Here is a 12,371-nt window from a genome sequence, read left to right as displayed (position 1 = left end):
GCCCCAGGGAGGATTCATGCGCCTTGTCGACCCCGACCCGCACCGCACAGACCCGCTCGACGCGGGCCTGCTGTACTTCCGTGCGGAGGAGCCCGACCACGAGCAGGCGGTCTACTGGTTCCGCGTCTCGTCCGACGCTGGCAACCCCGAGGGCCTGGCCATGCTGGCCTACTGCCAGCTCGAGGGCCTGGGCCTGCCGCGCGACCCGGTGCAGGCGCGCGCCGGGCTGGAGCGCGCGTCCGCCGCCGGCAGCCTGACGGCCAAGTTCCACCTCGGCCGCATGCTGGTGGGCGGCTGGGGCGGCCCGGCCGACGCCACGCGCGGCATCGCGCTCTACACCGCCGCCGCCAGCCAGGGCCATGCCGACGCCACCTTCCACCTCGCCGCCTGCCTGGAGGCCGGCTGGGGCTGCCTGCCCGACCGGGTCGGCGCCAAGGCGCTGTTCCTGCGCGCGCACAGCCTGGGCTGCCGGCTCAAGGCGCCGGGCCTGCGCATCCGCGAGCGCGAGCTGCCCACGGTGCGCGAGCTGGCGCGGCGCTTCGAGCTCGATCGCGAGCTGGACAGCGCCATCGAGGAGCGCCAGCACGAACTGGCCCTGATGCAGGAACTGGTGCAGCTGCCGCAGCGCCGCGCCCGCAAGCGTCGCCGGGCCCGCGCGGCGCGGCATGCCGCTGCTGGCAGCGCCGCCGGGCTGGCCCAGCTGACGCGGCTGGCTACCGTCATCGGCGGCGTGGCCGGCGCGCTGGCCGGGTTGATCGGGTGGCGCGGCCGCGACGATGTGCCGCATGATGCCGGCCCCACGTCCATTGCCTGAGCCATGTCCTTCGCCCTGCCCCTGCACACCCACTTCCGCGACGTCGGTCCCCTCGTCTACGGCTGCATGGCCCTGGGCGGCGACTGGAACGGCGGCCCGCTGACCGAGGCCGACATCGCCCAGGCCCATGCCGCCATTGAGGCCGCGCTGAGCATCGGCGTGACGCTGTTCGACCACGCCGACATCTACCGCCGCGGCAAGGCCGAGGCCGTGTTCGGCGAGTTGCTCAAGCGCGACGCCGGCCTGCGCGCCAAGGTCCGGCTGCAGAGCAAGTGCGGCATCCGCTTCGGCGACGACACCGCGCCGGGCCGCTTCGACTTCAGCGCCGACCACATCGAGCGCAGCGTGGACGGCATCCTGCAGCGCCTGGGCGTGGAGCACATCGAGATCCTGCTGCTGCACCGCCCCGACCCGCTGATGCAGCCCGCCGAGGTGGCCCGCGCCTTCGGCCGACTGAAGGCCGCCGGCAAGGTGGGCCACCTGGGCGTGTCCAACATGCACGCCGGGCAGATGCGCTGGCTGCAGTCGGCACTGCCTGAGCCGCTGGTGGCCAACCAGCTGGAGATGAGCCTGGCCAAGCTGGACTTCATCGACGCCGGCACCACCTTCAACGACCCGCAGGCGGCCACCCGCCCCGGCGCGATGGCCTGGGCCGGCACGCTGGAGTACGCGCAGCAGCACGGCGTGCAGCTGCAGGCCTGGGGGTCGCTGGCGCAGGGGCGGTTCAACGATCCGGCGGCATCTGCGGCGGCGAAGGTCGTGCACGAGATTGCCGAGACGCACCGCACGACGGCCAATGCCGTGCTGCTGGCCTGGCTGCTGCGACATCCGGCCGGCATCCAGCCGGTCATCGGCAGCGGCAACGCGGAGCGCATTCGGGCGTGCGACGACGCGGTGAAGATTCAGCTGAGCCGGGAGGAGTGGTACCGGCTGTACGTGGCGGCGCGGGGGCAGGCGTTGCCTTGAAGGCTGCCATGACTCGCCGGCGCCTTCGCTACGGTGAGAGGCTCATTCCCCTGCCGTTCCTTTTGGTCGCCGCCATGTTCGCCGCGGCCTTCTGGCAGAACCATGCTGACTTCGTGTTCGGCCGGGCCCGTGTGGTCGACGCGGTGCTTGTCGATGCCGGCCTCGTGTCCCCGCCCCGGGGCCGCCCCCGCTACCTTCCGACATTCAGGCTCGCGGATGGCGAGCGGCTGACGCTCACCAGCGAGATGGTGGCCACCGAGCTGCCGCCGATCAACGCGCCGGTGCAACTGCTGTGCAGCACCCGCGTGGCCACGAACTGCAGAACACCACGCTCGGAATCGCCCGTCGTTTTCTACAGCTTCGCGCTCATTTGGTCGACGCTTTCCGTTGGCGTGGCGTGGTTGCTGTGGGGGCCGCTGTTCCGCCGGGCCGCGGCATCACGTAGCGCCTAGCCCCGCGCAACCACCGGCTGCCTCGGATGCAGCCTCCCCATCATCAGCACGTCCTCATACACGCCGTTGCGCAGCGCATCGGCCCTGAGCCGGCCTTCATGCTCGAAGCCGTGGCGCTCGTAGAGCCGAATGGCGCGCGCGTTGTCGTGGAACACGGTGAGCTCGATGCGCAGGATCTGCGCCCAGTTGTCGGCGTAGTCCAGCAGCGCCGTCATCAGCGCGTGGCCCACACCCTGGCCCTGCGCGGCCTTGGCGACGGTGATGCCCAGGCCCATCACATGCCGGCGGCGAACCTGCGGGCCGGCAGGGTGCAGGCCCGCCAGGCCCACGGGCCGGCCGTCCAGCAGCGCGGCGAGCACCATCTCGTTGGAGCCGGCGGCGGGCGGGTTCATACCGGCCAGGCGCTGGGCCCAGATTTCCTCGCTGCCGTAGGGCAGCTGCAGCGTGTTGCCGAACACCTCCGGGTCGGCAAACTGTTCGGCGATGGCGGCAGCATCAGCGGGTTTGACGCGTCGCAGGGTCAAGCTCATCGGGCACTCCTGTCAGAGCGGCCAATGTAGCCCGGCGCTCCGCCGGCGGCAGCGCCGCCAGCCGCTCCACGGCGGCATGGAACTTCGCCCAGTCCTGGCCCTGCTGATCGAACAGCCGCAGGAAGGCCGGCACCAGCTCGTCGTAGGCCGACAGGATGGCGAAGCTCGCGTTGTTGGCGCGCTGGAACCAGGCCTCATAGCCCGGGGCCTCGCGCGGTGCACGCTCGCGCAGCTCGGCCATGACGGCAGCCTTGGCCGTGGGGCGGGCCTCGGCCGGGCCGGCGTAGACCTGCAGCAGCCGCGCTCGCCCCTCGCGGGCCAGCGCCAGGAAGGCCGCGCGGCGCGCCCGGCCGGCCTCGAAGGCGGCACCCGCTTCGGGCTTGTCCGCCAGCCACTGGCGCGCGCCGATCAGCTCCACGGCACTGGCGTAGGCCTCGTTGAAGCCGGTGTCGTCGGCTACGTAGACGCGCTGGTGCGCCAGCTCGTGGAAGACCATGGCCGCCAGCTCGCCGTCGGGGTAGCGGATAAAGGTGTTCAGCAGCGGGTCGCCGCCCAGCAGCCGGCTCCAGCCCAGCGTGGAGTAGGCGGGAATGGCCTGCACCTGCGCCTCCCAGCCCTGAGCCTGCAGGGCCTGGGCGCTGGCGCGGGCGGCGTCAAGGTCGAACCAGCCCTGGTAGCCGGCGCAGCCCATCAGCGGGTAGCACCAGGTCTTGAGCGTGAGGCCGAACGGCGGCGCGGCCACGACGTTCCACACCACGGCCGCGCGGCCCAGGTCGGCGTAGCGGCGGTAGCTGTTGTTGTCGGGCAGCGCGAGCTGCCGGCTGGCAAAGTCGCGCAACTGCTGCGCGAGACGCAGGCGCTCGGCGAGGTCGGCCGGCGTGCGGGCATCGGCCAGCCAATCGTCCACCGGCCGCGCGGCGCGGGTGATGGCCAGGTGGCCGCCAGCCGCCTGACCCCAATGGCCCAGCGTGCTGCAGCCCGCGAGGCCCAGCAGCGCGGCCGCGAGCAGCAGGCGCCGGATCAAGCGGCCTCGACCTCGACGAGGCAATCGTAGAAGGCCGGCGCCTCGCCCAGGTCGGTCAGGCGCTGGTGGGTGACCTCGTTGACGTTGGTGCCGTCCAGGCCCAGCTTGCGCCACCAGATGCCCAGGCCGTTGACGACGCCGGGCCGGGCGCGCGGGCTGACCTTGAGCGTCGCGACGTAGCGGCCGCGGTCGTTGAAGGCGGCCACACGGGCGCCGTCGGCCAGGCCGCGCGCGGCGGCGTCGTCGGCGTGCATCTCGATCAGCGGCTCGCGCTCGATGTCGCGCAGGCTCTTCACGTTGACGAAGCTGCTGTTCAGGAAGTTGCGCGCCGGCGGCGAGATCATGGCCAGCGGGTAGCGCGCGGCCAGCGCGGGATCGGTCAGTGCACTCTCGTAGTTGGGCACGAAGTCGGCGCCGGCCGCCTGGGCGCGGCCGTTGGGCGTGCGGAAGCCCCCGTTCGCGAACGGCGCGTCGGCGATGGGCAGCGGCTGCCAGCCCTGCGTGCGCAGCAGCTCCACGTCGATGTCGGTGGTGAAGGCCTGGGCGGCGAGCTGCTCGTCGGTGTCGGCAAAGCAGGGGTCGGTCAGGCCCAGCGCGGCGGCCAGCTCGCGGAAGATCTGGGTGTTGGGCTTGGCCTCGCCCAGCGGCGCAATGGCCGGCTGGTTCATCAGCACGTCGGTGTGGCCGTAGCTGGTGTGCACGTCCAGGTGCTCCAGCTGCGTGGTGGCGGGCAGCACGTAGTCGGCCAGGTCGGCCGTGTCGGTCATGAAGTGCTCCAGCACCACGGTGAACAGGTCCTCGCGCTGGAAGCCGGCCACGACCTTGGGCGACTCCGGCGCCACGGCCACCGGGTTGCTGTTGTAGACGACGATCGCCTCGATGGGCGGGTCGGCCTGCAGCAGCGCGTCGCCGATGGTGCTCATGTTGACCATGCGCGGCGTACGGCCGGCGAGCAGGTCCGGCCGCTCCAGCGCCGGGTTCTTGTACGGCGCAAACCAGCCGGAGGCCGACAGCAGCAGGCCGCCGCTTTCATGCCGCCACGCACCAGTCAGGCAGGGCAGCAGGGCGACCAGCCGCACCGCATTGCCGCCGCCGCGCACGCGCTGCATGCCGTAGTTCAGGCGGATGGCGGCGGGGGTGGTGGTGCCGTAGTCGCGCGCCAGGCCGCGCACCTCGTCGGCAGTGATGCCGCAGACGGCGGCGGTGCGCTCCGGCGGCCAGGCCAGCGCCTTCTCGCGCAGTTCGTCCCAGCCGTCGACATGGGCGTCGATGTAGGCCTGGTCCAGCCAGCCGTGGGCGATCAGCTCGTGCATGACGCCCAGCGCCAGCGCGCCGTCGGTGCCGGGCAGCACGGCGATGTGCTGGTGGCATTTGTCGGCCGTCTCGGTCTTGCGCGGGTCGATGCAGATCAGCTTGGCGCCGTCGCGCTTGGCCTGGTTGGCGTAGGTCCAGAAATGCAGGTTGGACGCAATCGAGTTGCTGCCCCAGATGACGATCAGCTTGGCACCCGCGAAGTGCCGCGTGTGCATGCCCAGCTTGTGGCCGTAGGTGGCGGCCAGGCCCGCGCCGCCGGCGCTGGCGCAGATGGTGCGGTCCAGCCGTGCGGCGCCCAGCGCGTTCCAGAGGCGCCCGGCCATGGCCTCGCCCTGCAGCAAGCCCATGGTGCCGGCATAGCTGTAGGGCTGGATGCGCTGCGGGTCACGCGCGGCGATGGCGTTCAGCCGGGCGGCGATGTCGGCCAGCGCCTCGGCCCACGTGACCTGCACGAAGGCCGGCGCCTCGGTCTTGCTGCTGACGCGCTTGAGCGGGTGCAGCACGCGCTCGGCGTGATACGTGCGCTCGGCGTAGCGCGACACCTTGGTGCACAGCGCCCCATGCGTGTTGGCATGTTCGGCGCGGCCCTGCACCTTGATGACGCGCTCGTTCTCGACGGTGACCTGCAGCGCGCAGGTGTCGGGGCAGTCGTGGGGGCAGGCGCCGAGGACGGTACGGGTGGTCATGGCAAGCGGGCAATCGCGGTTCGGGGCAAGACCGCGATTGTCGCCAGCCGCAGCCGCGCGCTCAGGCGAGGCGGAAGAAGCCGATCTCCGCACTCAGCCGGTCGGCCTGCTCGGCCAGCGCGGCAGCGGCGGCCGCCGTCTGCTCCACGAGCGCGGCGTTCTGCTGCGTGGACTCGTCCAGCGCCCGCACCGCCTGGCCCACCTCGATGACGCCCTGGCCCTGCTGCTGCTGGGTGACGGTGATCTCGCTCATCATCACAGCCATCTGGCTGGCGTTGTTGACGATGGCGGCCATCATCTCGCGGGCTTGCACGACGACGGCATGGCCCGACTCCACCTGCTCGATGCTGGCGCTGATCAGCGTCTTGATCTCGCGCGCGGCCTGGGCCGAGCGCTGCGCCAGCGCCCTCACCTCGGCCGCCACGACGGCAAAGCCCCGGCCGTGCTCGCCAGCCCGGGCCGCCTCGACGGCCGCGTTCAGCGCCAGGATGTTGGTCTGGAAGGCGATGCCGTCGATGGTGCCGATGATCTCGCCGATGCGGGTGGACGAGGCGCGGATGCCGTCCATGGTCTGCACCACGTCGCCGATCACGCCGCCGCAGCTGCTGGCGGCGCCCGCGTTGTCCTGCACGATGCGGGCGGCGCCGCTGACCGTGTGGTGGGTCTGCTGCACCTGGCCGGACATCTGCTCCATCGTGGCAGCCGTCTGCTGCAGGTTGGCCGCCGTCTGCTCGGTGCGGCCAGACAAGTCCTGCGCGGCCCCGGCGATCTCGCCGCTGGAGGTCTTGACCTGGGCCGACCCGTCCAGCACCGCGCCGACGATGCGGCGCAGCGCCGCCTGCATGTCGCCCAGCGTGAGCATCAGCCGGGCCGCCTCGTCGCTGCCCCAGGGCCGGGGCGCGGTGGTGAGGTTGCCCTGGGTGATCTGTTGCAGGTGGCCGGCCACCTCGGCCAGACCGCCCATCATGACCTTGTAGAAACTCAGCATCAGGTACAGCGCCAGCAGCAGGCACAGGCCGGTGATGCCCAGCTCGCGGGCCTCGCCCAGCCGCATCTGCGCCACGCGCTCGCCCAGCCGCTCGGCCAGCCGGGCGCGCACGCGCTGGTGATAGTCGCGCGCCGCGGCCACGGCGGCGTCGCCCAGCGCGCGGAAGTCGGCCGCCGCGCCCTGCGGTGCGGCGCCCATCAGCTGCACCTGGGCGGCGGCCAGCAGCGCGCGCTGGGCGGTGTCCAGCGCGCCGCGGTCCAGCCGCTCGGCGGTGTCGGGCATGCTGGCCACGGCCTGGCGGTGCGAGCGCTGCAGGTCGGCCTCCACGCCGGGCACGACGGCCAGGTGCTCGGTCAGCTTGCGCAGGCGCTCGCGCGACAGCTCGCCCGACTGCAGCACCAGCGCGCCCAGGTCACGCAGCTGGGCCAGCTCCTCCAGCACCACGGGGCCATGTTGCACGCCCACCAGCATCAGGTGGTAGGTGTCGAGCTCGGGGTCCAGGCTGAGCTCGGAGCCGTCGGCCACGTCGGCCATCCAGGCCAGCAGCGCGGCGAGGTGGCGGGCATGGCGCTCGAAGGTCTCGTCCGGCCCGGCCGCGCTGGCCTGGCGCAGCGCGGCATGGGCCGCGCGTGCCGCCGTCCAGGCCGGTTCGACCGCCAGGCCCTCGCCGGCCTCGGCGTGGCGTTGCGCCATCCGCGCCCAGGCCGCATCGGCACGGGCCTGCAGCGCGGGCAACTCGGCCGCGCCGGCCAGCGCGGCGGCGCGCTCGGCCTGGGCGGCGTCGATCAGGTCCAGCAGCGGCGCGGCGTAGTGCAGGCCCTGCAGCTCGTGGCGGGTGCTGGCGATGGTGGCCTCGGCCCGCGACCACAGCTGCGCCAGCAGCAGCGCCAGCGGCAGCACGAAGGCGGCACAGATCCACGCCGCCTTGCCGGGAAAAGAGAGCTTGCGGAACAGCCGCACCCCGGGCGCCAGCCAGCCGTGGTAGCGGAAGAACTCGCCCAGCCGGGCGTCCTGCGAGACAGAGGGTGAGGCACTGGTTTGCATGCCGAGACTTCAGCAAAAGACATGCCACCTATGCCGCAAATCGGGGGGCTGGGCGGCCTCGGGCGCCCAGCCGGCCGCTCAAGCGGCCAGCGGCAGTGTCAGCCGCGCGATGCAGCCCTGCGGCGCCGCCGCCAGCAGCTCGGCGCTGCCGCCATGCCGCTCGGCGATCTCACGCACGATGGCCAGCCCCAGGCCGCAGCCCTCGCCATGCGCCGCGCCGCGCACGAAGCGCTCGAAGGCCCGCTCGCGCAGGTCCGGCGCGAGGCCGGGGCCGTTGTCCTCCACGTCCAGCCACACATCGTCACCCGCGCGGCGCAGGCGCACGGTGATGGTGGCGCTGGGGCCGGCGTAGCGCAGCGCGTTGTCGATGAGGTTGGTCAGCGCCTCGCGCAGCAGCAGGGCCACGGCGTGCACGTGCAGCGGCGCCTCGGGCAGCTCCACGCCCAGGTCGCAGCCGGCGGCCAGCGCGCGCGGCACCTGCTCGGCCGCCACCTCGCGGGCCAGCGCCACGCAATCCACCGTGGCCCAGCCCTGCACGGCCGCGGCCTCGGGCTCGGCGCGGGCCAGCACCAGCAGCTGCGACACCAGCCGCGCGCCGCGCACGGCGCTCTCGTGCAGGCGCTGCAGGCGCTGGCGCAGCGCGGGGTCGCTGGCCTCGGCCAGCGCCAGCTCGGCCTGGCTCTTGAGGCCGGCCAGCGGCGTGCGCAGCTGGTGGGCGGCGTCGCTGATGAAGCGGCGCTGCGTGGCCAGGCTGTGCTGCACCTGGCCGAGCAGCTCGTTGACGGCGCCGGCCAGCGCGCCCACCTCGGGCGGCGCGGCGCGCAGCTGCACCGGGTCCAGCGCATCGGCGCGGCGGCCTTCCATCTGGCGCTGCAGCTCAGCCAGCGGGCGCAGGCCGCGCCGGATGCCGGCCCACACGCCCATGCTCATCAGCGCGATCAGCAGCGACAGCGGCAGCGCCGTGTCCAGCAACATGCGCCGCGCCAGCAGCTCGCGCGGCTTGCTGGCGCGGGCAATCTGCACGCGCAATGGCGCGTCCACCGCGCCGGGCGCGCTCAGGCGCAGGTCCAGCGAGACCACGCGCATGGGCTCGGGCACCCGGGTGTCGAAGAACACCGGCTCGTTGAGCGTGGCGGCGCGCGGCGGCGCCGGCATGCGGGCGTCGCCCAGCAGCAGCTGGCCCGGCGGCGAGCTGACCATGTAGATGACGCGGTCGTCGGGGTTGGCCGGGTCGGCAGCCAAGATGTCCTGCGCCGAGGGCGGCAGGTCCACGAACAGGCCGCTGGCGGTGGGCCGGATCTGCCGCGCCAGCGCCCGCGCGGCCTGCACGAGCGAGGCGTCCACCAGCTCATCGGCATGGCGGGTGGCGGCCCGGTAGGCGCCAAAGGCGGCCACGCCCCACAGCACGATCTGCGGCAGCAGCAGCCACAGCAGCAGTTGCCGGTGCAGCGAGCGGCCGGCCGGCATGCTCAAGCCGCCGTGGCTTCCAGCAGATAGCCCAGGCCGCGCACGGTGCGCACGGCCAGGCCCGAGCCTTCGAGCTTCTTGCGCAGGCGGTGGATGTAGACCTCCAGCGAGCCGCCGCTGGCGCTGTCCTCGCTGCCCCAGGCCTCGGCGATCTGGGCCTTGGTGACGACGCGGTCGCGCTCGGTGACCAGCAGGTCCAGCAGCGTCCATTCGCGCGGGCTCAGCTCCACCGGCTCACCACCGATGCTGGCGCGCCGGGCCGTGCGGTCCAGCGTCAGGCCGCGCAGCTGCTGGGCCGCACCGGCCGGGCGGCCGCGGCGCAGCAGCGCGTGCAGGCGCGCCTCCAGCTCGGGGAAATCGAAGGGCTTGGTGAGGTAGTCGTCCGCGCCGGCCTGCAGCCCGGCCACGCGGTGCTCCAGCGCGTCCAGCGCCGTCAGCACCAGGATGGGCAGCGTGCGGCCCGCCTCGCGCACGCGCTTGAGCACGGTCAGGCCGTCCACCAGGGGCAGGCCCAGATCCAGGATGGCGACGTCGAAGTCCTGCTTCTTCAGCAGGTACTCGGCCACCGCGCCGTTCTCGGCCCAGTCCAGCTTGAAGCCGGCCCGCGTCAGCTGCTGCTGCAGCGCATCGGCCAGCACCGGATCGTCTTCGGCAAGCAGCAGGTTCATGGCCGCGCACTGTAGCGGCGCCAGCCCTACTGGTTAATACGATATTAAGTTTATTAACTATCGGTAATGATCAGTGCATGCTTCGCGCCGTGCTCCCTGCCCTGTTCGCCGCTGCGGCCCAGGCGGGCCCGCAGGTGGACGTGGTGCACTGGTGGACATCGCCGGGCGAGACGGCCGCCATGCATGCGCTGGCCGATGCCTACCGCGCCGCCGGCGGGCAGTGGCGCGATGTGGCGGTGGTGGCCTCGGCCCAGGCGCGGGCCGTGGTGCTGGCGCGCATGGACGCCGGCCACCCGCCGACGGCGGCGCAGTTCAACCCGTCCCAGCCCTTTCGCCAGCTGGCACGCCAGGGCCGGCTGCATGCGTTGGATGACGTCGCCCGCCGGGGCCGCTGGGCCGAGCTGCTGCCGGCCGTGCTGCTGGACGCCGTGCGCGTGGACGGCCACCTGTACGCCGCGCCGGTGGCCATCCACATGCCAGCCTGGCTGTGGAGCTCCAAGGCAGCGCTGGCGCGGGCCGGCATCAAGGCCGAGCCGCGCAGCGTGGACGAGCTGTTCGCCGCGCTGGACAAGCTGCAGGCGGCCGGCCTGATCCCACTGGCCCATGGCGGCCAGCCGTGGCAGGACCTGAACCTCTTCAACGCCCTGCTCGCCAACCAGGGCGGGCGCGACCTCTACCTCGCCGTGTTCCGCGACCGCGACACCGCCGCGCTGCAGGGCGACGCGCTGCGGCAGGTGCTCGTCAACTTCAAGCGGCTGCGCCGCTATGTCGACGCCGGCTCGCCGGGCCGCAGCTGGAGCGACACGACGGCGCTGCTCGTCAGCGGCCGTGCGGGCCTGAGCTTCATGGGCGACTGGGCCAAGGGCGAGTTCACACAGGCCGGCCAGCTGCCGGGCCGCGACTTCGGCTGCGCGCCGGGCCTGAGCCCGCGTGCGCCCTACATCGTGGACGGCGACGTGCTGGTGTTCCCCAAAGACCGCGACGGCAGCGCCCGGCCGGCCCAGGAGCTGCTGGCGCGCGTGGCCACGGCGCCGGCCACACAGCTGGCCTTCAGCGCGCGCAAGGGCTCCATCCCGGTGCGCACCGACCTCGACACCCGCTCGCTGGACGTCTGCGCCCAGGCCGGCGCCGCCGCGCTGCGCGACGCCCGCCGGCTGGTCGGCAACACCGAGATGCTGCTGGCCCCCGAGCAGCTGACGGCGCTCGAACGTGCCGTCAGCGATTACTGGAACCGCGACATCCCCGCACAGGCCGCGCAGCAGACGCTGGCCAAGATCTTGACCGACAGGAGACCTCCTTGACCCGCGTTCACATCCAGGACCTGAGCATCCGCTTCGGCAACCACGACGTCATCAAGCACCTCGACCTCGACGTGCACAGCGGCGAGTTCCTCGTGCTGCTGGGCCCCTCGGGCTGCGGCAAGAGCACGCTGCTGCACACCATCGCCGGGCTGAACCCGGTCAGCGGCGGCAGCATCCACATCGGCGAGCAGGACGCCACGCATGCCGAACCCAGCCAGCGTGGCGTGGGCATGGTGTTCCAGAGCTACGCGCTGTACCCGAACATGACGGTGAAGGAGAACCTCGCCTTCCCGCTGAAGATGGCCAAGACACCCAAGGCCGAACTGGAGAAACGCGTGGCCGCAGCGGCCGAGATGCTGCAGCTGGGCCCCTTGCTGGAGCGCCGGCCGGGCCAGCTCTCCGGCGGCCAACGCCAGCGCGTGGCCATCGGCCGCGCCGTCGTGCGCGAGGCCAAGGTGCTGCTGCTGGACGAGCCGCTGTCCAACCTCGACGCCAAGCTGCGCACCGACCTGCGCCGCGAGCTCAAGCAACTGCACCAGCGCCTGGGCAACACCATGATCTACGTGACGCACGACCAGGTGGAGGCCATGACGCTGGCCACGCGCATCGTCGTCATGCACCAGGGCGTGATCCAGCAGATTGGCACGCCGGCCGAGGTCTACGACCGGCCCAACAACCTGCGCGTGGCCGGCTTCGTCGGCTCGCCGGCCATCAACCGCCTCGAGGGCCAGGTGGGCGAAGGCGGCTGCTTTGTGTCGCCCGCGCTGACCCTGCCGCTGCCTGCGGCACTGGCCTCGCGCCAGCAGGGCGAGGCGCTGACGCTGGCCGTGCGCCCCGAACACGTGAAGCTGGGCGCCGAGCAGCCGTTCGCCGCGCAGATCCAGCTTGTCGAGCCGCTGGGCAACCAGCATGTGGTGTGGATGAACAGCGCCGGCTGCAGCGTCTCGGCCGTGCTGCAGGGCCAGCCCGAGGTGGCCGACGGCGCCAGCGTGCGCTTCGGCTTCGACACCGCCAAGGCGCTGTGGTTCAACGCCGAGGGCGAGCGCATCCCGACCTGACGTCGCTGTCACGAAGTTCTGCTGGAATGGGACTTGCGTGCTTGCCGTTCCCACTTCCC

The 12,371-nt window shown here is 72.6% G+C and carries 11 protein-coding genes; 5 read left to right on the top strand and 6 right to left on the bottom strand.

All coding sequences use genetic code 11. The features are described 5' to 3' along the window. Positions 1-16 precede the first annotated feature (16 nt). Genes NYO99_RS18430 through NYO99_RS18420 form a run of 3 tightly spaced genes read left to right on the top strand, consistent with a single transcriptional unit; the run spans position 17 to position 2,232 of the window. Complete coding sequence (locus NYO99_RS18430; RefSeq protein ID WP_268168741.1) at positions 17-814, top strand: tetratricopeptide repeat protein; 798 nt, start codon at positions 17-19, stop codon at positions 812-814. 3 nt (positions 815-817) lie between these two features. Beyond that, on the top strand, positions 818-1,780 hold the full coding sequence (locus NYO99_RS18425; protein WP_268168739.1) for an aldo/keto reductase: 963 nt from the start codon (positions 818-820) through the stop codon (positions 1,778-1,780). After that, a complete protein-coding gene (locus NYO99_RS18420; RefSeq protein ID WP_268168738.1) occupies positions 1,777-2,232 on the top strand; it encodes a hypothetical protein in 456 nt (151 codons plus the stop codon). The genes NYO99_RS18425 and NYO99_RS18420 overlap by 4 nt, the downstream gene beginning before the upstream one ends. Here the strand turns inward: NYO99_RS18420 and NYO99_RS18415 are convergent. The 6 genes from NYO99_RS18415 to NYO99_RS18390 all read right to left on the bottom strand — a co-directional run bounded on the left by NYO99_RS18415 (position 2,229) and on the right by NYO99_RS18390 (position 9,953). Then, positions 2,229-2,762: a GNAT family N-acetyltransferase gene (locus NYO99_RS18415; protein WP_268168737.1), complete on the bottom strand. Its 534-nt coding sequence runs from the start codon at positions 2,760-2,762 to the stop codon at positions 2,229-2,231. The two genes, NYO99_RS18420 and NYO99_RS18415, sit on opposite strands and share 4 nt — an antisense overlap. After that, on the bottom strand, positions 2,728-3,786 hold the full coding sequence (locus NYO99_RS18410) for an aminopeptidase (RefSeq protein ID WP_268168736.1): 1,059 nt from the start codon (positions 3,784-3,786) through the stop codon (positions 2,728-2,730). Before NYO99_RS18410 ends, NYO99_RS18415 begins: the two co-directional genes overlap by 35 nt. Continuing rightward, on the bottom strand, positions 3,783-5,786 hold the full coding sequence (locus tag NYO99_RS18405) for a molybdopterin-containing oxidoreductase family protein (RefSeq protein ID WP_268168735.1): 2,004 nt from the start codon (positions 5,784-5,786) through the stop codon (positions 3,783-3,785). The genes NYO99_RS18410 and NYO99_RS18405 overlap by 4 nt, the downstream gene beginning before the upstream one ends. 61 nt (positions 5,787-5,847) lie before the next feature. Further along, a complete protein-coding gene (locus tag NYO99_RS18400; protein WP_268168734.1) occupies positions 5,848-7,818 on the bottom strand; it encodes a methyl-accepting chemotaxis protein in 1,971 nt (656 codons plus the stop codon). Positions 7,819-7,896: 78 nt separating this feature from the next. Then, on the bottom strand, positions 7,897-9,285 hold the full coding sequence (locus NYO99_RS18395; RefSeq protein ID WP_268168981.1) for a sensor histidine kinase: 1,389 nt from the start codon (positions 9,283-9,285) through the stop codon (positions 7,897-7,899). A 2-nt stretch (positions 9,286-9,287) separates the two neighbouring features. Next, a complete protein-coding gene (locus NYO99_RS18390; RefSeq protein WP_268168733.1) occupies positions 9,288-9,953 on the bottom strand; it encodes a response regulator transcription factor in 666 nt (221 codons plus the stop codon). Between the two features lie 77 nt (positions 9,954-10,030). Between NYO99_RS18390 and NYO99_RS18385 the strand changes: the two genes are divergently transcribed. Next, complete coding sequence (locus NYO99_RS18385; protein ID WP_268168732.1) at positions 10,031-11,254, top strand: ABC transporter substrate-binding protein; 1,224 nt, start codon at positions 10,031-10,033, stop codon at positions 11,252-11,254. Continuing rightward, on the top strand, positions 11,251-12,312 hold the full coding sequence (locus NYO99_RS18380; protein WP_268168731.1) for an ABC transporter ATP-binding protein: 1,062 nt from the start codon (positions 11,251-11,253) through the stop codon (positions 12,310-12,312). The genes NYO99_RS18385 and NYO99_RS18380 overlap by 4 nt, the downstream gene beginning before the upstream one ends. Positions 12,313-12,371: the final 59 nt, after the last annotated feature.

Source organism: Roseateles hydrophilus (assembly GCF_026712245.1).
In the GTDB taxonomy this organism is placed as follows: domain Bacteria; phylum Pseudomonadota; class Gammaproteobacteria; order Burkholderiales; family Burkholderiaceae_C; genus Pelomonas; species Pelomonas hydrophilus.
This window is presented reverse-complemented; position numbering and strand designations above follow the sequence as displayed.

Bases quoted from the DNA above. Each gene is read 5' to 3' on its own strand.
- NYO99_RS18430 (WP_268168741.1), top strand. From the start codon at position 17: ATGCGCCTTGTCGACCCCGACCCGCACCGCACAGACCCGCTCGACGCG.
- NYO99_RS18425 (WP_268168739.1), top strand. From the start codon at position 818: ATGTCCTTCGCCCTGCCCCTGCACACCCACTTCCGCGACGTCGGTCCC.
- NYO99_RS18415 (WP_268168737.1), bottom strand. From the start codon at position 2,762: ATGAGCTTGACCCTGCGACGCGTCAAACCCGCTGATGCTGCCGCCATC.
- NYO99_RS18405 (WP_268168735.1), bottom strand. From the start codon at position 5,786: ATGACCACCCGTACCGTCCTCGGCGCCTGCCCCCACGACTGCCCCGAC.
- NYO99_RS18400 (WP_268168734.1), bottom strand. From the start codon at position 7,818: ATGCAAACCAGTGCCTCACCCTCTGTCTCGCAGGACGCCCGGCTGGGC.
- NYO99_RS18395 (WP_268168981.1), bottom strand. From the start codon at position 9,285: ATGCCGGCCGGCCGCTCGCTGCACCGGCAACTGCTGCTGTGGCTGCTG.
- NYO99_RS18390 (WP_268168733.1), bottom strand. From the start codon at position 9,953: ATGAACCTGCTGCTTGCCGAAGACGATCCGGTGCTGGCCGATGCGCTG.
- NYO99_RS18385 (WP_268168732.1), top strand. From the start codon at position 10,031: ATGCTTCGCGCCGTGCTCCCTGCCCTGTTCGCCGCTGCGGCCCAGGCG.